Annotated in this window: 22 protein-coding genes; 12 read left to right on the plus strand and 10 right to left on the minus strand. The window is 65.8% G+C overall.

All coding sequences use genetic code 11. The features are described 5' to 3' along the window. Positions 1-16 precede the first annotated feature (16 nt). Positions 17-733: an SDR family NAD(P)-dependent oxidoreductase gene (locus tag N539_RS0109110; protein WP_028970015.1), complete on the plus strand. Its 717-nt coding sequence runs from the start codon at positions 17-19 to the stop codon at positions 731-733. On the opposite strand, the gene N539_RS0109115 is transcribed toward N539_RS0109110, so the two are convergent. From N539_RS0109115 to N539_RS0109145, 6 genes are all read right to left on the minus strand, one after another. Further along, positions 730-2,112: an RNB domain-containing ribonuclease gene (locus tag N539_RS0109115; protein ID WP_028970016.1), complete on the minus strand. Its 1,383-nt coding sequence runs from the start codon at positions 2,110-2,112 to the stop codon at positions 730-732. The two genes, N539_RS0109110 and N539_RS0109115, sit on opposite strands and share 4 nt — an antisense overlap. After that, positions 2,109-2,690, minus strand: a complete 582-nt coding sequence (locus tag N539_RS17785) for an ArsR/SmtB family transcription factor (RefSeq protein WP_028970017.1) — start codon at positions 2,688-2,690, stop codon at positions 2,109-2,111. Before N539_RS17785 ends, N539_RS0109115 begins: the two co-directional genes overlap by 4 nt. A gap of 1 nt (position 2,691) precedes the next feature. Continuing rightward, a complete protein-coding gene (locus tag N539_RS0109125) occupies positions 2,692-3,942 on the minus strand; it encodes an SAM-dependent methyltransferase (protein WP_028970018.1) in 1,251 nt (416 codons plus the stop codon). 9 nt (positions 3,943-3,951) lie between these two features. After that, a complete protein-coding gene (locus N539_RS17790) occupies positions 3,952-4,926 on the minus strand; it encodes a metal-dependent hydrolase (protein ID WP_331280092.1) in 975 nt (324 codons plus the stop codon). A 100-nt stretch (positions 4,927-5,026) separates the two neighbouring features. Continuing rightward, positions 5,027-6,043: a 2-oxoacid:ferredoxin oxidoreductase subunit beta gene (locus tag N539_RS0109135; protein ID WP_028970019.1), complete on the minus strand. Its 1,017-nt coding sequence runs from the start codon at positions 6,041-6,043 to the stop codon at positions 5,027-5,029. A gap of 117 nt (positions 6,044-6,160) precedes the next feature. Then, a complete protein-coding gene (locus N539_RS0109145; RefSeq protein WP_028970020.1) occupies positions 6,161-8,053 on the minus strand; it encodes a 2-oxoacid:acceptor oxidoreductase subunit alpha in 1,893 nt (630 codons plus the stop codon). Between the two features lie 138 nt (positions 8,054-8,191). On the opposite strand from N539_RS0109145, the gene N539_RS0109150 reads away from it, so the two are divergent. Genes N539_RS0109150 through N539_RS18195 form a run of 3 tightly spaced genes read left to right on the plus strand, consistent with a single transcriptional unit; the run spans position 8,192 to position 9,805 of the window. Next, positions 8,192-9,037 (plus strand): DUF3667 domain-containing protein, encoded by an 846-nt coding sequence (locus N539_RS0109150; RefSeq protein ID WP_028970021.1) that lies wholly within the window; start codon positions 8,192-8,194, stop codon positions 9,035-9,037. A 40-nt stretch (positions 9,038-9,077) separates the two neighbouring features. Beyond that, positions 9,078-9,554: an RNA pyrophosphohydrolase gene (locus N539_RS0109155; RefSeq protein WP_028970022.1), complete on the plus strand. Its 477-nt coding sequence runs from the start codon at positions 9,078-9,080 to the stop codon at positions 9,552-9,554. A 26-nt stretch (positions 9,555-9,580) separates the two neighbouring features. Beyond that, the gene (locus N539_RS18195; RefSeq protein ID WP_197018434.1) at positions 9,581-9,805 is read left to right on the plus strand and encodes a YdeI/OmpD-associated family protein; all 225 of its coding nucleotides are present in this window, start codon (positions 9,581-9,583) and stop codon (positions 9,803-9,805) included. A gap of 7 nt (positions 9,806-9,812) precedes the next feature. Here the strand turns inward: N539_RS18195 and N539_RS18515 are convergent, their stop codons facing one another. Together N539_RS18515 and N539_RS16345 are read right to left on the minus strand one after the other, a co-directional pair. Further along, a complete protein-coding gene (locus N539_RS18515; protein WP_156029856.1) occupies positions 9,813-9,962 on the minus strand; it encodes a hypothetical protein in 150 nt (49 codons plus the stop codon). 97 nt (positions 9,963-10,059) lie between these two features. After that, positions 10,060-10,785, minus strand: coding sequence for an alpha/beta fold hydrolase (locus tag N539_RS16345; protein ID WP_037552718.1), 726 nt, complete (start codon positions 10,783-10,785; stop codon positions 10,060-10,062). Between the two features lie 123 nt (positions 10,786-10,908). On the opposite strand from N539_RS16345, the gene N539_RS0109170 reads away from it, so the two are divergent. Next, the gene (locus N539_RS0109170; RefSeq protein ID WP_028970023.1) at positions 10,909-11,340 is read left to right on the plus strand and encodes a MarR family winged helix-turn-helix transcriptional regulator; all 432 of its coding nucleotides are present in this window, start codon (positions 10,909-10,911) and stop codon (positions 11,338-11,340) included. On the opposite strand, the gene N539_RS0109175 is transcribed toward N539_RS0109170, so the two are convergent. Beyond that, a complete protein-coding gene (locus tag N539_RS0109175) occupies positions 11,321-11,770 on the minus strand; it encodes a MaoC family dehydratase (RefSeq protein ID WP_028970024.1) in 450 nt (149 codons plus the stop codon). The two genes, N539_RS0109170 and N539_RS0109175, sit on opposite strands and share 20 nt — an antisense overlap. Before the next feature lie 35 nt (positions 11,771-11,805). Between N539_RS0109175 and N539_RS0109180 the strand changes: the two genes are divergently transcribed. Then, entirely contained in the window at positions 11,806-12,633 is an 828-nt protein-coding gene (locus N539_RS0109180) for a class I SAM-dependent methyltransferase (protein WP_051531688.1), read from the plus strand. A 16-nt stretch (positions 12,634-12,649) separates the two neighbouring features. Here N539_RS0109180 and N539_RS0109185 read toward each other — a convergent pair whose 3' ends face one another. Beyond that, entirely contained in the window at positions 12,650-12,979 is a 330-nt protein-coding gene (locus tag N539_RS0109185; RefSeq protein ID WP_028970026.1) for a hypothetical protein, read from the minus strand. 137 nt (positions 12,980-13,116) lie between these two features. Between N539_RS0109185 and N539_RS0109190 the strand changes: the two genes are divergently transcribed. The 6 genes from N539_RS0109190 to N539_RS0109215 are packed head-to-tail and all read left to right on the plus strand — an operon-like array spanning position 13,117 to position 20,933. Continuing rightward, a complete protein-coding gene (locus tag N539_RS0109190; protein ID WP_028970027.1) occupies positions 13,117-15,264 on the plus strand; it encodes an RNA degradosome polyphosphate kinase in 2,148 nt (715 codons plus the stop codon). An 18-nt stretch (positions 15,265-15,282) separates the two neighbouring features. After that, complete coding sequence (locus N539_RS0109195; protein ID WP_028970028.1) at positions 15,283-16,728, plus strand: Ppx/GppA family phosphatase; 1,446 nt, start codon at positions 15,283-15,285, stop codon at positions 16,726-16,728. Continuing rightward, positions 16,725-17,420: a class I SAM-dependent methyltransferase gene (locus N539_RS17795; protein ID WP_051531689.1), complete on the plus strand. Its 696-nt coding sequence runs from the start codon at positions 16,725-16,727 to the stop codon at positions 17,418-17,420. Before N539_RS0109195 ends, N539_RS17795 begins: the two co-directional genes overlap by 4 nt. Before the next feature lie 41 nt (positions 17,421-17,461). Further along, positions 17,462-18,670 (plus strand): hydrolase, encoded by a 1,209-nt coding sequence (locus N539_RS0109205; protein ID WP_028970029.1) that lies wholly within the window; start codon positions 17,462-17,464, stop codon positions 18,668-18,670. Next, on the plus strand, positions 18,667-19,683 hold the full coding sequence (locus tag N539_RS0109210; RefSeq protein ID WP_028970030.1) for an arginine N-succinyltransferase: 1,017 nt from the start codon (positions 18,667-18,669) through the stop codon (positions 19,681-19,683). Before N539_RS0109205 ends, N539_RS0109210 begins: the two co-directional genes overlap by 4 nt. Further along, positions 19,683-20,933: an N-succinylarginine dihydrolase gene (locus tag N539_RS0109215; protein WP_028970031.1), complete on the plus strand. Its 1,251-nt coding sequence runs from the start codon at positions 19,683-19,685 to the stop codon at positions 20,931-20,933. Before N539_RS0109210 ends, N539_RS0109215 begins: the two co-directional genes overlap by 1 nt. The last annotated feature ends 75 nt before the right edge of the window (positions 20,934-21,008 follow it).

Raw genomic sequence — 21,008 nt, forward strand, 5'->3', positions numbered from 1 at the left:
CGGCTAGAGCGCGGACATGACTGATTCGAAGCCGTTTGCGGACAAGCTTGCGCTCGTCACGGGTGCCAGCCGCGGGATCGGCGCCGCCACTGCCGAAGCCCTGGCCGCGACCGGTGCGCACGTCATCCTCGTTGCCCGGACCGCGAGCGCGCTCGAGGAAGTGGAGCAACGCATCCATGAGGCGGGAGGAAGCGCGACCATTGCCCCGCTCGACCTGACGCAGGGGGAATCGATCGGCAAGCTCGCGGCAGCGGCGGCCGAGCGGTGGGGCAAGCTCGACATCCTCGTGCTCAACGCCGCGATGCTTGGATCGCTGACCCCGGTCCAGGACATCGATCCCAAGGAATATTCGCGGCTGCTCAGTCTCAACGTGCTGAGCAACCAGGCGCTGATCGCGGCCTTTGACCCGTTGCTTCGGAAAGCCGAGCGGGCCGACGTCGTGGCTCTGACCTCTTCGGTCGGCGGTGAGCCGCGGGCCTTCTGGGGGGCTTACGGCTCGTCCAAGGCCGCGCTGGAAGGATTGCTCGGCTCTTATGCTGACGAGACGGCCTTCACCAAGACCATCCGCGTCCATATCGTCGATCCCGGCGCGACGCGTACGCGCATGCGGGCGCTCGCATTCCCGGGCGAAGAGCCGGAGAGCCTGAAGCCGCCGGAAGTCGTCGCACAGGCGATCGTCGACCGGCTAACAGCCGATGTTCCGACCGGCGAGAAAGTTCGCGTCGACGCCTAAACCAGCGTGAAGCGCGTCAATCGGCGGGCCGGGTCGGCCTCGCCGAGGCGGAGGCGAACGGCGTCGCCGATGTGACGGCCGTTTTCGGGCACGCGCGTGATCACCGCCGGGTCTGCGATCTGGATGCGCGCCCCACGTTGATCGAGGTCGGTGACGCGGCCGTCGAATATCTTGCCGACTTGATCGGCGAGGACGATTGCCTCCGCCAGTTCCAGCGCCGCGGAATCGACCTGAGCAGTCTTGGCATCGGCACGATTCATGATGTCGGGCAGCCTCTCGAAAGCGGCCCCAACCGCTTCCGGAACCGGCTTCCCGTTGGCGATGGCGAGCGCCGCCTGGGTCACGTACCGGTCGGCCAGGCGCCGCAGGGGGGCGGTCGCATGGACATAAGTGGCCTGCATTGCCGAGTGCCATGGCCGCTCGCCGACATGGAAGGGCGCGTAGCTGGCGCGCTGGCCGGCCCGGCGGATAGCGAGCATGAACGCGGCCTGCTTTGGGTCGTTGGGGTCAAGCCCGATTTCGCGCTGCTCGAGGCTCACGTCTTTGGGCCATTCGACGCCCAAAGCGCGGGCGCTCTGTCGCAGCCGACGGATCGCTCGCTCATCTGGTCCCGGCATCACTCGGAACAGGCCGGTGGCGTGCTCGTAAAGCGCGCTGGCGACCGCGAGGTTGGCAGCGAGCGACAGCGCGGCGTTGGCTTGCTCCATCGCGTTCATCGGACGGAAGGCCAGCTCGAACCCGCCATCGGCGCTTTCCACAACCTCTTGCTGGGGCGGATCGACGCGTGCCGCGCCGCGCGCCGCCTCGGCGTCGGCGATCCGCCGCGCCAATTCGTCGAAGCCCGCCGGCAGGTCTTCCGGGCGCACCGTCGCGTAGCCGAGCTTGGCGCGGCTGCGGATCAGAGCGCGCTCGACGCCGTCGAGCAATGCGGTGCCATCGGGTTGGACCCGGACCGAGAACAGAATCGCCGGGCGGTCGCCGTCCGGAAGCAGGCTCGCGACGCCTTCGCCGATTACGGGCGGGTAGAGGCTGACCTTGCCATCGGGCAAATAAATGGTTTCGCCGCGGGTCCAGGCTTCGGTGTCGAGGGCGTCGCCGTCATCGACGAAGGCCCCGACGTCGGCGATGGCATAGCGCAGGATGAGGTCGCCGCCGGCTGCTTCGATCGCGAATGCCTGGTCGAGGTCGGTCGAGCTTGTCGGGTCGAGCGTGACGAAGGGGAGGGCGGTACGATCCACATAGCCGGTCGGTTGGCGGCGCGCCGCTGTTGCTGCAGCATCGAGCACAAGCGGAGGGAAAGCCGCCGGCAGCTGGAATTGCACGCGGATCGCGGCGAGTCCGTCCGCGAGGGCTCGCGGACGGTCGTAAAGGGCCTTCACTTGGCGGGTTTCGGCTTGCCGATGGGCGCCAGCACGCAGCCGAGCGCGATCAGCTCGGCGTCGTGGTCATTGGCCTCCCACATCAACTCGATGATCTCGGCGAAGCAGCCGTTGATCCTTGCCAATTGAGCCGGTGACGGCCGGCCGACGATCCGAAAGAAGGTCAGGTTGCGCCCATCGCCATCATCGACGCGCGATGCCGATTGCTGGCCGACGCGAAAGTCGCGCGCGAGCTGCCGCGTCTGGGCCGAGACGATGTTGGCGACCGCTGCGGACTGGCGAGGATCACGATGGGCTTTGGCGAGGCGGATTCGGGCCGCCACCGTCTCATACAATTGCTCCCGGCGGCGATTGCGGACACGGGAGCCAGCTTCGACGACCAGCCCCACGCCGAGCAGCCTCTCCACATGGTGGTACAATGCGGTCGGGCGCGCACCGATTTGCTCGGCGAGCTCGCGAATCGACAGCGGGCCCGATACCGAAAGGCGCCCGATAATATCCTGTCGGCGCGGATTGGCGACGGCCTCGAGCTGGCGAGGGTCGGTCGTTTCGTAATCGAGCGCGCGCTTTTTCCCCATGTCAGCCGTCCTTGATCAAGGTGGCTTGCGCAACGTCGATGGCGCCGCCCCGGAAACCGCCCTCGCAGTACATGAGGTAGTAGCGCCAGAGGTCGTGGAACGGCTCGGTGAAGCCGCGCAGCGCTCCGCTGGTGACCGCGTCATTGTACCGTTCGCGCCACCGTTTCAGCGTCTCGGCATAATCGAGGGCAAAGCCGTCACGGGCCTTCCAGGCCAAGCCCCGCTCTTTCGCCAAAGCGGCGAACTTGGGCTCGTCGAGCAGGCAGCCGCCGGGGAAGATATAGGCCTGGATGAAGTCGGGATTGCGAACGTAGCCGTCGAAAATATCGTCGGCGATGCTGATGAACTGCAGGGCCGCGCGGCGACCCGGCTTCAGGTTGCGGGCGATGCAATCGAGATAGTCCGGCCACCAGCGCTGGCCGACCGCCTCGACCATTTCGACCGACGCGACGGCATCGAACTGCTCGGCCGTGTCCCGATAGTCCTGGAGCCGGATCTCGATCTTGTCCGACAGCCCCGCAGCCGCGATTTTCCGATCGGCCCACGCCTTCTGCTCCTTCGACAGCGTGAGCCCGACGACCTCGGCGCCGCGCTTTGCCGCCTCGATTGCCAGCGAGCCCCAGCCGCAGCCGATTTCGAGGAGTCGATCGCCCGGTTTCAATTCGAGCCGGTCGAGCAGGCGCCCGATTTTGTTGAGCTGGCCCTCATCGAGGCTGTCCCGACGGCTGGCGAAGCGGGCGCTGCTGTAGGTCATCGTGTCGTCGAGCCAGGCGGCGTAGAAATCGTTGCCGAGGTCGTAGTGGGCGGCGATGTTCTTGCGCGCTTTCGCCGGTGCGTTGTCGCGCCGCCGGTGCTTGAGGAGATTGAAGGCCCGTGCCGCGCCCTTGGCCCGGCCGGTCTCGCCGAGGCTGTGGGCATTGGCGGAGAAGACCGCGAACAAGGCGACCGGGTCGGGCGAGTTCCACTCGCCGCGGGCCCAGGCGCGGTACCAGCCGATTGAGCCCGACGTCACCAGCCGGACCAGCGCGTACCAGCTGTGGATGCGCACTTTCGCTTCGGGTCCCGGCGCGCGGAAACCGAGGCGGCGCAGCGAATTGTCCGGTGTAGAGACCTCGATTCCGCCGGCGTCCACCCGATCGCCGATCTGGTCGAGCACGACGGCGAAGCTGCGCGCGAAGAGGCGCCCGACGATGCCGCTGCCGCTCGCGAACAGCAGCCCGCCGCGCAGCAGATGGTCGCCCCGCGTGCTCATTCGGTGGAGTTATGAACTCGAACGGCCATTGTCGAGCGGGACGAGGAAGGCGTGACCGCTGAAGAAGCGTCGGATTCCCGCCGGAATCGAGCGCGACCGAAGAGGGCCGTAGAAGCGCTGGTCGGACAGATAGGTCTTGCCGTCGACGTTCACGACGATCGGCATGCGCGACCAGACCAGGAAGGAGCGAATTCGGCGCGACCTGGCCTCTGCCCTTGCAAGCTGCGGATCGTCGAGACGGAGCGGATCGGACCTGGCATCGATTACGAGGCCATCCGTCAGGTCGAAGCTGCCGCTGCCGAAGCGGTCGGCGCTGCGCCATTGGATGTTGCGCTCCCAGAAGGCGAATGGCGGTGGTCCGGCGACGATCAGTGTCGGCTCGATCCCGCGGGCGCGAAGGGTTGCGGCCGCGGCTCTTTCGATTCGGGCACTCTCGCCGAGGTTGAAGGCAATGTAGCCGAGCATCAGGAGCCCGGCGATCTGGGCAGGACGCCCCGCGCGCGGGGAGCCGCGACGCCAGCGGACCGCCGACCAGCTGATGCCGACGACCATCAATAGCCAATAGACCCAGTCGATGATGAAGATCGCGTTCCCCGAATACCAGCGCCAGCTGACCGGCGCGAACAAAGCGATGGCGTAGGTCGTGAGCCAATCGAGGAAGGGGTGGGTGAGAACGGCGAGAAACGCGACCACGAACAGGGGCCGGGTGCGAAACGGCAGCGCATCCGGTCCCCCAGGTCGAAGGCGATCGAGAAGCCATAGGATCGCGACGATCGCCGCGGCGAGCAATGGCCAGGCGAAGACGGCGTGCAAAGGCCCGCGGTGGAACTCGATGCCGTCGACGGGAAAGGCGAGCGGCGCGAAGACGTCGATGTCGGGCGCGTTGGCGCCGAGCAGGCACGCGGCCATGGCGAAGCGCGAGCGGCGCTTGAGCCCCATCTGGCCGAGCAGCGCGCCCGCCAAGGTGTGGGTGATGTTGTCTATCGTTCCGCTCCGTCATTGCGAGCGAAGCGAAGCAATCCAGAAGGGAGCTGGATTGCCGCGTCGCCTGCGGCTCCTCGCAATGACGGCAACACACTCAGCACTAGAGCTTGTGAGGCTCCTTTTCGACCATCCAGGTCTGGCCCTTGGATACCAGCGCCTGGAGGTCGGCGGTCTTGCCCTTGGCGGCGGCCGCGTTCTGCTCGTGGACCACGGCGTTGAAGGTCGGCGCGGGGTCTTCGTAAATGACGCCGAGCGCGACCGGGAAGCCTTCGGGCATCTCGATCAGCATCGCGGCGATGCCCTTGTTCCTGGGGTCATGGACGATCACCGCTGGGTCCTCGCCGTCCACCACCTTGAGGCACAGCCGCTTGACATCGAGCGCGAGTCCCTTGGCGCCACCCGCGAACAGCATCCTCTCGCCGGCCGTCAGCCACAGCTGGTTGTCCGCTGCCGTCTCACGCGCGGTAAAGCTGCCGAACACGTCGTCATTGTAGACGATGCAATTCTGGTAGATCTCGACGAAGCTCGCGCCGCGGTGGGCGTGGGCGGCCTTCAAGACGTCGGGCAAATTCTTGTGAACGTCGATGCCGCGGGCGATGAACCGAGCGCCTGAGCCCAATGCGAAGGCGCACGGCGTCACCGGCCGGTCGACCGAGCCGAACGGCGTTGACGGGCTGCGGGTGCCAACGCGGCTGGTCGGCGAATATTGGCCCTTGGTGAGGCCGTAGATCTCATTGTTGAACAGCAGGATCTGGCAGTCGAGGTTGCGGCGCAGCACGTGCATCGTGTGGTTGCCGCCGATGCTCAAGGCGTCGCCGTCGCCCGTGATGATCCACACGTCGAGCTCGGGATTGGCGAGCTTGACCCCGGTGGCGAAGGCGGGCGCCCGGCCGTGGATGGTGTGGAAGCCGTAGGTCGCCATGTAATAAGGAAAGCGGCTCGAGCAGCCGATGCCGGAGATGAACACCGTCTTCTCGCGCGCGACGCCGAGGTCGGGCATCGTCCGCTGTACGGCTTTGAGCACCGCATAATCACCGCAGCCCGGGCACCAGCGGACCTCCTGGTCGCTCGCCCAGTCCTTGGCGGTGGTGGTTGGGATTGGGGAAATTTCGTTCATCCGTGGGGCCTCAGCCAGATTACGAGCAGGACGATGACGATCAGCATGATCAGCATCGGCCAGACGTTGAGCTGTCTCATGCGAATGTTCACCAATGTTCGCAGTGACGGGGAAGATTCACCGGCTATCTCCCAAGAGCGCAGCGTCGATCGCAGCCCCGATCTCCGCAATGCGGAATGGGTGTCCGGAAACCTTGGTCAGCGGCTTGGCGTCGACCAGGAACTGGTCGCGCAGCAGCGTCTTGAGCTGGCCCATGTTCATTTCGGGCACGAGGATATTTCCAAAGCCCTGCAATAGGACAGACATATTTTTGGGCATCGGCCAGATGTGGCGAATGTGGACGTGGGCGACGTCCTGGCCGCGGGCGATCGCGCGCCGGACCGCCTGGTGAATCGGGCCGAAAGTCGAGCCCCACCCGACCACCGCCAGCGCCGCCCCTTCGCGGCCGAGGCACACGTCCTGGTCAGGGATCGAATTGGCGACCCCGAGTACCTTGGCGTGGCGCGTGTCGGTCATCTCCTGGTGCGCGGCGGGCGAATAATCGATGTTACCGGTGCCTGGCTGCTTTTCGATCCCGCCGATACGGTGCTCGAGGCCGGCCGTCCCGGGCTTAATCCACGGCCGGGCGAGGCCGTCGCCACGGGCGTAAGGCATCACGCCTTGGCCTTCGGCCGGCGGCGTCTCGAAGAAGGTCACCGGGAACGGCGCATAGCCGCTCATATCCGGAACCCGCCACGGCTCGGCGGCATTGGCGATATAGCCGTCGGTCAGCAGCATGACCGGGGTCATGTAGTGGGTCGCGATCCGGCACGCCTCGATCGCGCAGTCGAAAGCATCGGCGGGCGAGCGCGCGGCGATCACCGGCACCGGCGAATCCGCGTTGCGGCCGTAAACTGCTTGGTAGAGGTCCGATTGCTCGGTCTTGGTCGGCAGCCCGGTCGACGGCCCGCCGCGCTGCGAATTGACGACCACCAGCGGCAGCTCGGTCATGACGGCGAGCCCGATCGCCTCGGTCTTCAGCGCGATGCCAGGGCCCGACGATGACGTGATGCCGAGCTGGCCGGCATAGCTCGCGCCGATCGCGGCGCAGATCGCCGCAATCTCGTCCTCCGCCTGGAAGGTGGTGATCCCGAACTCCTTGAGGCGCGCGAGATGGTGGAGCAGCGGGCTCGCCGGGGTGATCGGGTAGGAGCCGAAGAACATCTCGACGCCGGCAAGCTGGCACCCCGCGACGAGGCCCAGCGCCAGCGCCTCGGCTCCTGTGACGGTGCGGTAAAGTCCGGGCTCCGCAGGCGCGGCGGCGAGGTGGTGCTGCTTGAACGGCGCGCCCATCTCGGCCGTTTCGCCATAAGCGTGACCGGCGTTGAGCGCGGCGATATTGGCCTCGGCGAGCTCGGGCGCCTTGGCGAACTTGGCCTTGAGCCAGTCGACGATCGGCTGGCGGTCGCGGTCGAACATCCACAGCGCGAGGCCGAGCGTCCACATGTTCTTGCAGCGCAAAGCTTCCTTGTTGCCGAGGCCGTAGGGCTTCACGGCGTCGAGGGTCAGCTGCGAGATGTTGAAGTGGACGACTTGCCAGCGGGCGAGGCTACCGTCCTCGAGCGGGTTTTGCTCGTAGCCGGCCTTGGCGAGGTTGCGCGCCGTGAACTCGCCCTCGTCGGCGATGATCAGGCCGCCTTCGCGGATCTCGTTCGCGTTCACCTTCAGCGCCGCCGGGTTCATCGCGATCAGCACGTCGGGCTGGTCGCCGGCGGTGTCGATCGCGGTCGATCCGAAATTGATCTGGAAGGCGGAGACGCCGAAGGTCGTGCCCTGGGGCGCACGGATCTCGGCCGGGAAGTCGGGAAAGGTCGCTAGATCGTTGCCGGCGAGCGCGGTCGACAGCGTGAACTGGCCGCCAGTGAGCTGCATGCCGTCGCCGCTGTCGCCGGCGAAGCGCACGACCACGGCTTCAGCGGGCGGATGCGCGGTCGCTTCCTTGTCGGTGAGTTGGTGAGTGGCGGTCGCCACGATCGAGTCCTTCACAAACGCGCGAGTTTCGTCTTGCCACCTTATTAGGCGCGTGAGGCCGCGTTCGCCACCCTTGTCAGGGTAGGTTGGGAGCATTGTCCACAACCGCGGCGAGTGCGATGGTGCGGTGGGGGACGAATGCCAACATCCGCAGCATGGACCTGCCCGACCTGCTCCACGCGCCGGCGAATGCGGTTCTGCCCGCAATGCGGTGAGGAACGCCGTCGCGCCGACGACCTCAGCGTGCGCGACCTGGCCGCGCAGTTCGCCAAGGCGACGAGCAGCGTGGATGGAAAGTTCGTCCGCAGCTGGGGCAACCTCCTGACCAGGCCGGGCCGGTTGACGGCGGCGCACATGGCGGGCGAACGGCGGCGATACATCACTCCGCTGGCCTTGTTCTTCATCGGAAACGCGGTGTTCGTGGGGGTGCAATCGCTGACGGGCGCGAACATCCTGTCCTCGCCGCTCGACTCGCACCTGCATGCGCAGGACTGGAGTCCATTTGTGCAGCGACTGGTCAACGAGCGCCTCGCCCAGCGGCACATGACGCTCGAGGCCTATACGCCGGTCTTCGATCGCTCGGCGGTATTCAATGCGAAAGCGCTGATCATCCTGATGGCGCTATGCTTCGCGCCCTTGCCGGCGATGATCTTCCGGGCACGCCATCGGCCTGCCGGCGCGCATATCGTGTTTGCGCTGCACCTTTATGCGTTCGTGCTGATTCTGCTGAGCGTCTCCGTCCTCCTGGCGCGGCTCGACCTGGTGCTGGGTGGGGGAGGCCTTAGCTCCGGCATGGTCGACGCGGCCCTGTCCATCTTCAACCTCGCCGCGTGCGGAACCTATCTCTTCCTCGCGATCCCCAAGGTGTACCCGACTTCAAGCGGGCGCCGGTGGGCAGCGACTGCCTTCCTGACCAGCGCGGTGGCCGTTCTCTTCGTCGGCTACCGGTTCGCGATCTTCCTGATCACCTTCGCCTCGACCTGAGGCCTTCCCCATCGAGGGGAGGGGAAGCTATGGAAGTGCCATGGCAACGGGCGAGAACGGTTACCGCCGCGGCGTCGGCGTCATGCTCTTGAACCGTGAGGGCAAGGTGTTCGTCGGGGCGCGGATCGATAACACCGACGAAGCGTGGCAGATGCCGCAGGGCGGGATCGACAAGGGCGAGGAGCCATGGGCGACCGCTCAGCGCGAACTCGAGGAGGAGACCGGCATTGCGCCGCACCTGGTCGAGCGGATCGCCGAATGCCCCGAGCGGCTGAAATACGACCTGCCGGAGGGAATCCGGCACGAGTTATGGGGCGGCAAGTGGAAGGGGCAGGACCAGGACTGGTTCCTCGCCCGCTTCCTCGGCACCGATGCCGACGTCAACATCCATACCGAGGACCCGGAGTTCCGCGAGTGGAAGTGGATCGAGCCTTCCGAGCTCCCTGACTTGATCGTGCCGTTCAAGCGCGAGCTCTACCGCCAGCTGCTCCGGGAATTCGCGGAGCACCTAAATTGAAGGGTGCCACGACAATTGCCGGGGGCGTGGTTCATGACCTTCCGGACGACCTCCGGGACGCGCTCAGGGCCGATTTACAGGCGCTCGCCACGTGGGAGGACATCACCCCGCTTGCCCGCAACGAATGGATTTGCTGGATCGACTCTGCGAAAAAGATCGAGACCCGCCACAAACGCATCGCCTGGGGCTGCGAAAACCTGGGCCAAGGAAAACGTCGGCCCTGTTGTTGGCCCGGATGCCCACATCGCTGAAAGCGAGTTAGCTCCGCGGCTGCTGAGCCGTGAAATAGCCGATGCCGCCGCCGACGATGGCGCCGAGGATCGGTCCGATGAAGGGGAGGGGAATGGCGACGACCGCGCCGATGGCGGCGGCAATCGCGGTGCGCCGGGCGAGGGGATTTTCAAGCATCGGGATGGGCTCCTTGGACGTGTATTATATGACTAATACACAAGATTGTCCATCCCGATGAGGCGGGTGGCCGGACTGCCCGGCCACCCATTCGAACTCAGGCGTGCTCGACCGTCAGGGTGACGGTTTGTTCGGCCACCTGCTCAGCGGCTCGGCTGATCAAGGCCGCGGTTTCGGCGGCTTTCGAAACATAGACCGAATGGCTCGCGGGGGTCTCGGCGACCGTAGCCCCGGCGCGCTCTGCCATCGCGCGCTGCGCCGGCGGTGGAATCATGTGGTCGTCGGAGGCAACGAGGTAGAAGGCGGGCTTCGACTTCCAGGCCGGCTGGGTAATCTTGCCGGCAAGCGCCTCGACGCCCCACGGCACCTGCGAGTCGGCCATGAACTGCGCGAGAGCGGGCTCGACGTCGGCCGCGAATGAGGCCGCGAACTTCGCCTTGTCGAGGAACAGAAAGCCATCCTGCGGTGGAAGGATCGGCGGGACCGGGGCACCTGGAGGCGGATTGGCGATGAGGGTCCCGACCGACTCACCGGCGTCAGGAGCGAAAGCGGCGATATAGGCCAGCGCGGCGACCTTGGGATCGTTGCCCGCCTCGGTGATGACTACGCCGCCATAGGAATGACCGACCAGCACGACCGGGTTCTTGGCGGAGGCAATCGCGCGCCTGGTGACGGCGACGTCGTCGGCGAGCGTCAGGGTCGGGTTCTGGACGACGATCACTTCAAAGCCGTCCTGGGTCAGGATGTTATGGACTCCCTGCCATCCGGAGCCGTCGACGAAGCCGCCGTGGACGAGAACGATGCTGATGGGTTGGCTGGTCATGGTATCGGTTTCCTCCTTCTTTAAACGCGATAATGATTATCGCGATAACTATCTGCTACGGCCCTCCGGCAACCCTTGTCAAGCGATTATTTATCACGATAATGAATTTCCGGAGGATCGCTCATGAAACTGCCCCTCGACGGCCAGCTGTGCTTCTCACTCTACGCAACGACGATTGCGGTGAACCGGCTGTACAAGCCGATGCTCGACTCGTTTGGCCTGACCTACCCGCAGTACCTCGTCCTTAGCACCTTGTGGGAGCAGGATGGACTCCCGGTTTCCGCCGTCGCCGATCGGCTGTCGCTCGACTCGAGCATGATCACGCCGCTGTTGAAACGGCTCGAGGCGGCCGGATTCGTGAGCCGTCAGCGCAATCCCAAGGACGAGCGCCAGGTCATCGTCACGTTGACGGCGAAAGGCCGCTCGCTGGACCAGAAGACCGCCTGCCTGACCGATCGCCTGTTGGAACGCTCGGGATTGACGCCGAAGGAGCTGATCAAGCTCAATGAGCAGGTTCAGGCGCTCCGGGACGCGCTCACTCGCCCGGCCGCTTGAACACCGGCATCTTGACCGTGAAGACCTGCACCAACTCGCCGTCCTGGTCCCGCGTCTCGTTGCGCACCGTCACGATCGCCATGTTGGGCTTCGAGCGCGAATGAACGATGTCGAGTACCTCGCTCGACAGCTGCAGCGTCATTCCCGGGCGGGTCGGCTTGGGCCAAGCGAGCTGGAGCTCGGCGCCCACGAGGCCGTCGGCGAGCGGAACGCAGTCGACCAGCATGCGCATCGACATCGCCGCCGTGTGCCAGCCGCTCGCGGCAAGCCCCTTGAACAGGGAGCGCTTCGCTGCGTCCTCGTCGAGGTGGAACGGCTGCGGGTCGAACTCAGCGGCGAAGGCCTTGATCTCCTCGGCAGTGACCTGGCGCGGGTTGCTGACGAAGCGCTGACCGACGTGCAGGTTTTCGAGATAGAGCCGCTGGGACATCGGCGGGCCCTTAAAGCAACCGCGACCGCGACGGAATGCGGCCGCTTGTCGAAACCGCGTTGGAGCTTGCGCGATTTCGCGATAGCCACGCTTTGTCTCATGCCGCGGAGGGTCCGATGCGCCATGTCGCCTTGCTGTTGCTCACACTCGCCGTCGTCCAACCTACCCATGCCGCAGCGCCGTCGAAGCCCGCCGGTGCCATCGCCCTTGCCGTTGCCGACCCGGCGCGGCCAGCCGACCAACGGTCCACCGATGAGCTGAGAAAGCCGGCAGAAACGCTCGCTTTCTCCGGCGTGCGGCCGGGTATGACAGTCGGCGAATTCTACCCCGGTGGCGGCTATTTCACGCGGATGTTGAGCGACGTCGTCGGGCCGAAGGGTCACCTCTATGCGATCGAGAATGCGGGCTGGAAAGGCGCGGTCAAGGCCAACGACGAGATGCTTGCCCAAGGAAAATGGAGCAATGTGTCGATGGATGTTCAGCCGTTCGGCACGGTCAAGTTCCCCAAGGCGCTCGACCTTGCATGGGTGACGCAGAACTACCACGACCTCAAGATCGCCGAATATGGCAAGGTCGATACGCGTGCCTTCGACCGCCAGGTCTATGCGGCGCTAAAGCCGGGCGGCACCTTCTTCATCCTCGACCATCAAGGGCGACCAAATCTGAGCGACGCGGAAATCGCGAAGATGCACCGGATCAACCGTGACGTCGTCATTAAGGAAGTCACCTCGGCGGGGTTCAAGCTCGTCGCCGAGGGCAAGTTCCTGCACCGTCCGGGGGACGACCACAGCCTGCCGATCTTCGACAAGGCAATCCAAGGTCATACCGACCAATATGCGCTGAAGTTCATCAAGCCGCGCTAGGCGGGAGCGCGGCGCGCTACTTGCCGCGCTTGGACCCGGACTCCTTTTCGCCGGCAAGCGCTTCGAGGCTGCGGCGGCCGATATCCAAGGCGAGGTCCCACATCGCGTTGCCCTTCGATGCGCCCTCCTTGGACAGCTTGCCGAGCTGATCCGCGCCCTGTGCCGCGAGCTGCCGCGCCTTCTTCGAATCCTTGAGCGCCGCCGCGGTTGCGACAAGCGCGGCGGCAACGACGTCTGCCACCAGCGGGTTTTGGGTGATCGCCTTCAGCCGCCGTGCGGTCTTCGCAGCCTTCTTCTGGCCCGCGCTCTTCTTGTCGTCCTTTTTCTTTTTCTTGTCCTTGACCATGTCCTGCCCCTTTTGCCGACTCTCGATCGGCTCGCCTCATACCAATTTCCGTCACAAGACTGTAACAGGGCTCTGTTTCAGTTCAGCGACATGCCGTGGGCAAGATCGAACCTATTTCCCGTGCTTCCAACAAGCTGATGGACACCGTTAGCGAAATCGCGACGGCGGCAGCCGAGGAGCCGCCGCCCGAGCCGCGCTATTTCAACCGCGAGCTGAGCTGGCTCGCCTTCAACCGCCGCGTGCTCGAGGAAGCGTGCAACGCCAAGCACCCGCTGCTCGAACGCGTGCGCTTTCTGTCGATCTCGGCAAGCAACCTCGACGAATTCGTCATGGTCCGGGTGGCCGGCCTCAAGGCGCATCAGGCGATCGGGGTGGAGGAGCTGTCGCCCGAAGGGATGACGGTCGCGCAACAGCTCGCCGCGGTGACGGCCGAAGTCGATACGCTGGTCAGGAGCCAGCATGAGGTCTGGGCTGCGCTGCAGCTCGAACTCGACGTCGCCGGCATGCAGGTCATCGGCGATGAGCCGCTCGACGAAACCGTCGAAGCGTGGCTCGACCAGCATTTCCGCGAGCAGATCTTTCCGGTGCTAACACCGCAGGCGATCGATCCGGCGCATCCCTTTCCGTTCATTCCCAACCAGGGCCTGAGCCTGATCTTCGAGATCAAGAAGGGGCGGGCCAGCGTGCGCGAGCTGGTGATGGCTCCGTCGAGCTTGCCGCGTTTCATCCGCATTCCTGGACCGGACGCACGCTATATCGCGCTGGAAAGCCTGATCCGGCGCAAGACCGACTATCTTTTTCCCAAATATGTCGTGGTTCGCGGCGGCGCCTTCCGGATCATCCGCGACAGCGACATCGAGATCGAGGAGGAAGCCGAGGACCTGGTTCGCTACTTCCGGACGGCGATCAAGCGCCGGCGGCGGGGGCGGGTCGTGCGCCTCGAGCTCGAACCCCAAATGCCCGAAAGCCTGGTTGCGGTCGTGCAGGATGGACTGGGGGCCGCAACCGCGATCATTTCGGAGACTCGCGGCTTCCTTGGCATGACCAACCTGTCGCAGCTGGTCGACGAAGACCGGCCGGACCTTAAGTTCACACCGTTCAACCCGCGCTTTCCCGAGCGCATCCGCGAGCATGGCGGCGATTGCTTCGCGGCGATCAGCGAGAAGGACATCCTCGTCCATCACCCGTACGAAAGTTTCGAGGTGGTGGTGGAGTTCATCCAGCAGGCCGCCGCCGACCCCGACGTCATCGCGATCAAGCAGGCGCTCTACCGCGCGGGCAAGCAGTCGGCGATCATTCGTGCGCTGATCGACGCCGCCGAAGCCGGCAAATCGGTGACCGCGGTGATCGAATTGAAGGCGCGGTTCGACGAAGAGCAGAATTTGATGTGGGCCAGCGCCCTCGAGCGCGCCGGGGTCCAGGTCGTCTATGGCTTCATCGACTGGAAGACCCACGCCAAAGTGTCGATGGTCGTTCGGCGAGAGGAGAAGGGATACCGCACCTACTGCCATTTCGGAACCGGGAATTACCACCCGCTGACGGCCCGCATCTACACCGACCTCAGCTATTTCACGGCCGAGCCGAAGCTGGGACGCGACGCTGCCAAGCTGTTCAATTACATCACGGGCTACCTCGAGCCGCGCAACCTCAAGCAATTGGTGCTGTCGCCGGCGACCCTCCGGTCCGAGCTCATCCGGCTGGTCGACGCGGAGATCGCCGCGGCGCGCCATGGCAAGCCCGCCGGAGTGTGGGCAAAGATGAACTCGCTGGTCGATCCGATCATCATCGAGAAGCTGTACGAAGCGAGCGCGGCGGGCGTGAAGATCGACCTCGTCGTGCGCGGCATTTGCTGCCTGCGGCCGGGCGTCCAGGGATTGTCCGAGAACATCTACGTCAAATCGATCGTCGGCCGTTTCCTCGAGCATGCGCGCCTGTGGTGCTTCGCCAACGGTCACGAGCTCCCGCATCCCGAGGCCAAGGTCTACATCAGCTCGGCCGACTGGATGCCGCGCAACTTCGACCGCCGGATCGAATATATGCTGCCGATCGAAAATCCGACGGTGCATGCCCAGCTCCTCGACCAGGTCATGGTCGCCAACCTCATCGACAACGAACAGAGTTGGCGGTGCAACCCGGACGGGACCTACAGCCGGCTCCAGCCCAAGCCGGGGCAGGAGTTCAACCTGCACAATTATTTCATGTCCAACCCGTCGCTTTCCGGCCGCGGCCAGGCGCTAAAGAAGGGCCGGATGGTTCCCAAGCTGCGTTTCCATCGCGGCCGCTAAGCCTGTAAGCGGCGGCTGGTGAGGAGCGCAGAGCCGGTCGCGATCATCGACATCGGGTCGAACTCGATCCGCCTGGTCGTTTACGCGGGCCCGCCACGGATTCCCACGCCGATCTTCAACGAGAAGGTCCTCGCCGGCCTCGGCTCGGGGCCGCCGGGTCAGCTGCCGGAAGAGGCGCGGGCGAGGGCGCTGACCGCGCTCAGCCGCTTCAAGCTGCTCATCGATCATATGCGGGTCAAGCGGACCCACGCGGTTGCCACGGCGGCGATCCGGGACGCCGGCAAGGAAGGCGCGAAGTTCATCCGCGAGGTCGGCAAGCTGGGCTTCGAATGCAAAGTCCTGAGTGCGGAGGAGGAAGCGACATTGGCAGGCGAGGGCGTGCTTTCCGGCATTCCCGCGGCCGACGGAATTGCGGGCGACCTCGGCGGTGGTAGCCTCGAGCTGGTGAGGGTCGGAGACGGACGGACCGAAGGCGGGATTTCCATGCCGCTCGGCGTGTTGCGTTTTGCCCGCACCGAGGATGCTGAGCACGCGGCGCGCAAGCTCCTCAAGAGCAGTCTCAAAGGGTCCGGGATTCGCGAGCGCAGCCGTGGGCGTCCGTTCTACATGGTCGGGGGATCGTGGCGCGCGCTGGCGCGGATCGACATGCTCGCTACGGACTTCCCACTGCCGATCACGCACCAATATCGGATGAAGCCGGGCCGGCCGAAGGAGCTGAAGAAGCTTCTTCGGGATCTCGATCCGCGGATGTCGGCCCTGATCGACCCGGCGCGATTGGCGACGTCCCCGCAGGCCGCCACCATCCTGCATATTCTTGCCGAGGAGCTCGAGCCGTCGGAGCTCATCGTATCCACGTTCGGGATCCGCGAGGGCCTGCTTTATTCGAGACTGAAGCCGGCGGTTCGACGCCGCGATCCATTGCTCGACGAGGCCCGCAACGCCGCGGGCGCCGAGCACCGCTTTGGGCAGCACGGCGACCTGCTGGATGAATGGATCGCGCCGCTGTTCGATGATTCTCCGGCAATGCGCCGGCTTCGGCTGGCGTCGTGCCTGCTGGCGGATGTTGCCTGGCAGGCCAGCCCCGATTTTCGGGCCGACCGGGGAATCGAAATGGCCTTGCACGGCAATTGGGTCGCGGTGAGTCCGGCGGGGCGTGTGATCATGGCCCAGGCCCTGTCCGCGAATTTCGGGCGCGACCGCCTGCCGGACGACCGGCTCGCCGAGCTGTGCAAGGACGGACAGCTGCGCCGCGCCCATTGCTGGGGCTTGGCGATGCGCCTCGGCCAACGGTTGTCCGGCGGCGTTGCAGCCGTGCTCGAGCGCACCAGCCTCAGCGCCGGCGACGGCTTCATCCAGCTCAATGTTCCGCGCGGCGAGGAGGCGCTGGTCGGCGACGCGGTCGAGCGCCGCTTGGTCCGGCTGGCCGAGATGCTCGGGTGCGAGCCGGTGATCAACAGCCAATGACGACGGGCGCGCCCGTCGCCACGAAATACACCTTCGATTTCGTGCGGCGAAGCCTGCCGGAACAGGCGCGATCGGTGCTCGAGATCGGCTGCGGCGCCGGGGAGCTGGCGGCGCGCCTGGCCGGCGCCGGTTTGCAGGTTCTCGCGCTGGATAGCGACTCGGCCTGCGTCGCAGAGGCCAAGGCGAGAGGTGTGGATGCGGTCGCGCTGGACTGGCCGTCGGCGATCGAACAGAGGTTCGACGCCGTGCTCTTCACGCGGTCGCTCCATCACATCCACGATCTCGACGGCGCGATCGCCGAGGCCGTGGCCGTGCTGCGGCCAGGCGAACGCGTAATCGTCGAGGACTTCCGCTCCGAAGGAGGCGGACCATGCGGTAGGGCTTGGTTCAGCGGTCTCGTAAGACTGCTGCATTCAGCCGGTGCGTTTCGTCCCGATTTCGACTTGGAACATACGCTCGGCAAGATCGAGACGGTCGATCATGAGCACCCGCTGCATTCGTCGGGCGCGATTGCCGATGCGCTGGCACGGGCGGGGCCGGTCGAAGCCGACGATTCGGCCTACTACTTTCGCTATCTGGAGGCGGATCTCCGCTCGCCCGATGCCGTCTGCCGGCTCCTCGAGTACGAGCTGGAGATGATCTCGGCCGACGCCATCGAAGCCCTCGGCAAGCGCTTCGTCCTCTCGACCTGACGGTGTGGCGTTCCGCCAGCGGCCCCGCTAGGAGCCCCGGCATGGGGGAATTGTCGTCCATCGAACAAGCCGCCGTCGAGCGCGCCGCGGTCGAGCCGATGCTCGACCAAGTGCTCGCCTGGTCGGCGATCAACAGCGGCTCGCGCAATCTCGGCGGGCTCGAGCGCATGGCCGACGTGCTGACCGACGCCTTTGCCGCACTGCCGGGGGTGCTTCGGCTCGACAAAGCGGAGCCGGTCGCATCGGTCGACAGCGCCGGCCGGTCGGTCCCGATCGAGCATGGACGGCACCTGCATTTGCACGTTCGGCCGATGGCACCCGTCCAGCTGCTGTTGACCGGCCACATGGACACTGTGTTCGCCATCGATCACGAATTCCAGGGCACCCGTTGGCTCGAAGAGGGGGTGCTCAACGGCCCCGGAGTCGCCGACATGAAGGGCGGCATTGCGGTGATGCTGGCGGCGCTCAAAGCCGTCGAGCTTAGCCCCCACGCCGACCGCATCGGCTATGAGGTGGTGATCAACAGCGATGAGGAGGTCGGCTCGCTGTCTTCGGCGCCGCTACTGGCGCAGGCCGCCGGCGGCAAGAAAGCGGCTTTGACCTATGAACCCGCCGCGCTACCCGACGGCACGCTCGCCGGTGCTCGGCCGGGAAGCGGCAACTTCGCGATGGTCGTCCACGGACGCTCGGCTCATGCCGGACGCAATCCCGAAGACGGCCGCAACGCGCTCCTCGCCGCCGCCGACCTCGCGCTGCGGCTCGGCGCCCTCCGGCGTGACGGCCTCAGCGTCAACCCGTCGCGGATCGAGGGCGGAAGCCCGAGCAACGTCGTGCCCGACCTCGCCGTGCTGCGCGTCAACCTGCGTCCGCGAACTCCCGAAATCGAGGCCGCCGCCCAAGCCGCGATCAACGAAGCGCTCGCCGCCGTTTCGGCTGAGCACGACGTGACGATCGACGTGTCCGGCGGGTTCGGCCGGCCGCCCAAACCGCTGACACCGGAGGCCGAGGCGCTGTTCAACCTCGTCAAGCAAGCCGGCGCGGACCTCGGCCAAAAGATCGCCTGGCAGCCTTCGGGCGGCGTTTGCGACGGCAACAACATCGCCGCCTGCGGCATCCCCGTCGTCGACACGATGGGCGTTCGCGGCGGCAAGATCCACAGCATGGAGGAGTTTCTGATCGTCGACAGCCTGGCCGAGCGCGCCGCCTTGTCCGCTCTCACGATCCTGCGCCTGGCCGGAAGCCGCGGATGAGCTTTCGCATTCGCCCGGCGCACGGCGAGGACTTCGCCGCGATCTACGAAATGGCCAAGCTGACCGGGGGCGGGTTCACCAACCTTCCGCCCGATCGCGGAACGCTGGTCGCCAAGCTGGAACGGTCGGAGAAGAGCTTCGCGCGAGCCGAGGACGCCCAGGAGGGCGACATGTACATGTTCGTCCTCGAGGACCCAAAGGAGCGGCTGATCCGCGGCACCTGCCAGATTTTCGGCCAGGTCGGGGTCATCCAGCCCTTCTATTCCTATCATCTGAGCACGCTCACCCAAACCAGCGCCGAGCTTGGCAAAACCTTCCGCAACCAGCGTCTGAGCCTGACCACCGATCTCGAAGGCTCATCGGAGGTCGGCGGGCTGTTTCTTCATCCGAAGTCGCGCGCCGGCGGCCTTGGCGCGCTCCTCGCGCGGAGCCGCTATCTGTTCATCAAGCAGCATCGCGGGCGGTTCGGCGAGCGGGTTCTCGCCGAGCTCCGGGGAGTGATGGACGAGGCCGGCAATGCGCCCTTCTGGGACGCGCTCGCCGGCAAATTTTTCGGCATGACCTTCCCCGAAGCCGACCAGTTCAATGCGGTGCATGGCACGAAATTCATCGCCGACTTGATGCCTCGCTCCCCGATCTATGTCGCCCTGCTCACCGACGAGGCACGGAGCACGATCGGCCAGCCACACCCGAGCGGCCGGGCCGCGTTGCGGATGCTCGAGGATGAAGGCTTCCGCTATGATCGCTACGTCGACATTTTCGATGGCGGACCGACCGTGACGGCGCCGACCGATTCGATCCGGACCGTCCGGGAATCGGTGGCCGAGACGATTTGCGAGATCGGCGAGGGCGGTCGCACCAAGATGCTGCTCAGCGCCGGGCGCCTGAAGGACTTCCGCGCCTGTTTCGCCGCCGCCAAACGTGTGCCGAAAAAGGGATTGTGCATCGACGCCGGGGCGGCGGAGCTGCTCCAGGTCAAAGTCGGCGACGCGGTCCTCGCGGCAGGACGCTGATGGCGCTTGTCGAGATCAATTTCGACGGCATCGTCGGGCCCAGCCACAATTATGCCGGGCTGAGCTTCGGCAACCTCGCCTCGACCAGGAACGCCGGCCAGTTGTCCCAGCCGCGGCGCGCGGCGCTCGAGGGCCTCGACAAGATGCGCGCCAATCTTGCGCTTGGCCTAACTCAGGGCATCTTTATTCCGCAGCCACGGCCCAATCGCCAATGGCTCGCCGCTCTCGGCGCCACGATCGAGGAAGCCGGGCCGGCGCTGGCAGCCAATGCGATGTCGGCTTCGGCGATGTGGGCGGCCAACGCGGCGACCGTCTCGCCCGCGCCGGATACCGCCGACGGCAAATGCCACCTGACGGTTGCCAACCTCCGGACTATGCCGCACCGCAGCCACGAATGGCCGGCGACCTTGGCTCAGTTGCGCACCGCCTTTCGAAACGAAGCCTTCGCGGTGCATGACCCCGTCCCTCCGGCCTTCGGCGACGAGGGCGCGGCCAACCACATGCGGATTGCCGCGGCGCACGGCGAGCCAGGTGTCGAGATCTTCGTGTACGGCGTATCGGGCGGCGCATTCCCCGCGCGCCAGCATATCGAAGCATCGAGCGCGATCGCGCGCCTGCACCGGCTCGATCCGGCGCGGACGCTGTTCGCCGAGCAGTCCGAACAGGCGATCGCCGCCGGCGCCTTCCACAATGACGTCGTCGCGGTTGCCAACGAGCGCGTGCTGTTCGCGCACGAGCATGCCTTCGCCGACAAGGCCAGCCTGGTCGCGGGGTGCGAGCGGCTCGTGCCCGGCTTTGAATATGTGGAAGTCGGCGAGACCGACGTTCCGCTCGCCGATGCCGTCAAAGCCTATCTGTTCAACGCGCAGCTGGTGACGCCGCCTTCGGGCGAGACGACGCTGATCGCTCCCGCGGAGGCGCGCGAAACCGCCTCGGTGTGGAGCTGGATCGAACGGCATATCGCCGGCAACGGCCCGATCCGCCGGGTCGAGGTGGTCGACGTCCGGCAATCGATGGCCAACGGCGGCGGGCCTGCCTGCCTGCGGCTTCGCGTCGTCGCCGACCCAGCCACGGTCGACCCGCGCTTCCTCGTCGACGACACGAAGCTCGATCGGCTTGCGGAAGTGGTGGCAAGCCATTGGCCCGAGCATATCGATCATGCCGAGCTGCAAGAGCCGGCACTCATCCGAACGGTCGAGGACGCGCGCAGCGCCCTGCTGGGCGCGCTCGACCTGGCAGAACTCGCCTAGAAAGTCCCGAAGCGGCACGACTCCCCAAGTATTATCGCGACTTTAACCTTGTCTCTTAGCACTTAAACGGCTCAA

Origin of the sequence: Sphingomonas sp. URHD0057 (genome assembly GCF_000620665.1) — a bacterium.
GTDB lineage: Bacteria > Pseudomonadota > Alphaproteobacteria > Sphingomonadales > Sphingomonadaceae > Sphingomicrobium.

Excerpts from the sequence above, each read along its gene's own strand:
- N539_RS16345 (WP_037552718.1), bottom strand. The coding sequence starts at position 10,785 with ATGACCAGCCAACCCATCAGCATCGTTCTCGTCCACGGCGGCTTCGTC.
- N539_RS0109155 (WP_028970022.1), top strand. The coding sequence starts at position 9,078 with ATGGCAACGGGCGAGAACGGTTACCGCCGCGGCGTCGGCGTCATGCTC.
- N539_RS0109215 (WP_028970031.1), top strand. The coding sequence starts at position 19,683 with ATGGCGCTTGTCGAGATCAATTTCGACGGCATCGTCGGGCCCAGCCAC.
- N539_RS0109170 (WP_028970023.1), top strand. The coding sequence starts at position 10,909 with ATGAAACTGCCCCTCGACGGCCAGCTGTGCTTCTCACTCTACGCAACG.
- N539_RS0109135 (WP_028970019.1), bottom strand. The coding sequence starts at position 6,043 with ATGAACGAAATTTCCCCAATCCCAACCACCACCGCCAAGGACTGGGCG.
- N539_RS17785 (WP_028970017.1), bottom strand. The coding sequence starts at position 2,690 with ATGGGGAAAAAGCGCGCGCTCGATTACGAAACGACCGACCCTCGCCAG.
- N539_RS0109110 (WP_028970015.1), top strand. The coding sequence starts at position 17 with ATGACTGATTCGAAGCCGTTTGCGGACAAGCTTGCGCTCGTCACGGGT.
- N539_RS0109125 (WP_028970018.1), bottom strand. The coding sequence starts at position 3,942 with ATGAGCACGCGGGGCGACCATCTGCTGCGCGGCGGGCTGCTGTTCGCG.
- N539_RS0109205 (WP_028970029.1), top strand. The coding sequence starts at position 17,462 with ATGGGGGAATTGTCGTCCATCGAACAAGCCGCCGTCGAGCGCGCCGCG.
- N539_RS17795 (WP_051531689.1), top strand. The coding sequence starts at position 16,725 with ATGACGACGGGCGCGCCCGTCGCCACGAAATACACCTTCGATTTCGTG.
- N539_RS0109190 (WP_028970027.1), top strand. The coding sequence starts at position 13,117 with ATGGACACCGTTAGCGAAATCGCGACGGCGGCAGCCGAGGAGCCGCCG.
- N539_RS0109210 (WP_028970030.1), top strand. The coding sequence starts at position 18,667 with ATGAGCTTTCGCATTCGCCCGGCGCACGGCGAGGACTTCGCCGCGATC.
- N539_RS0109150 (WP_028970021.1), top strand. The coding sequence starts at position 8,192 with ATGCCAACATCCGCAGCATGGACCTGCCCGACCTGCTCCACGCGCCGG.
- N539_RS18515 (WP_156029856.1), bottom strand. The coding sequence starts at position 9,962 with ATGCTTGAAAATCCCCTCGCCCGGCGCACCGCGATTGCCGCCGCCATC.
- N539_RS0109180 (WP_051531688.1), top strand. The coding sequence starts at position 11,806 with ATGCGGCCGCTTGTCGAAACCGCGTTGGAGCTTGCGCGATTTCGCGAT.
- N539_RS0109185 (WP_028970026.1), bottom strand. The coding sequence starts at position 12,979 with ATGGTCAAGGACAAGAAAAAGAAAAAGGACGACAAGAAGAGCGCGGGC.
- N539_RS0109175 (WP_028970024.1), bottom strand. The coding sequence starts at position 11,770 with ATGTCCCAGCGGCTCTATCTCGAAAACCTGCACGTCGGTCAGCGCTTC.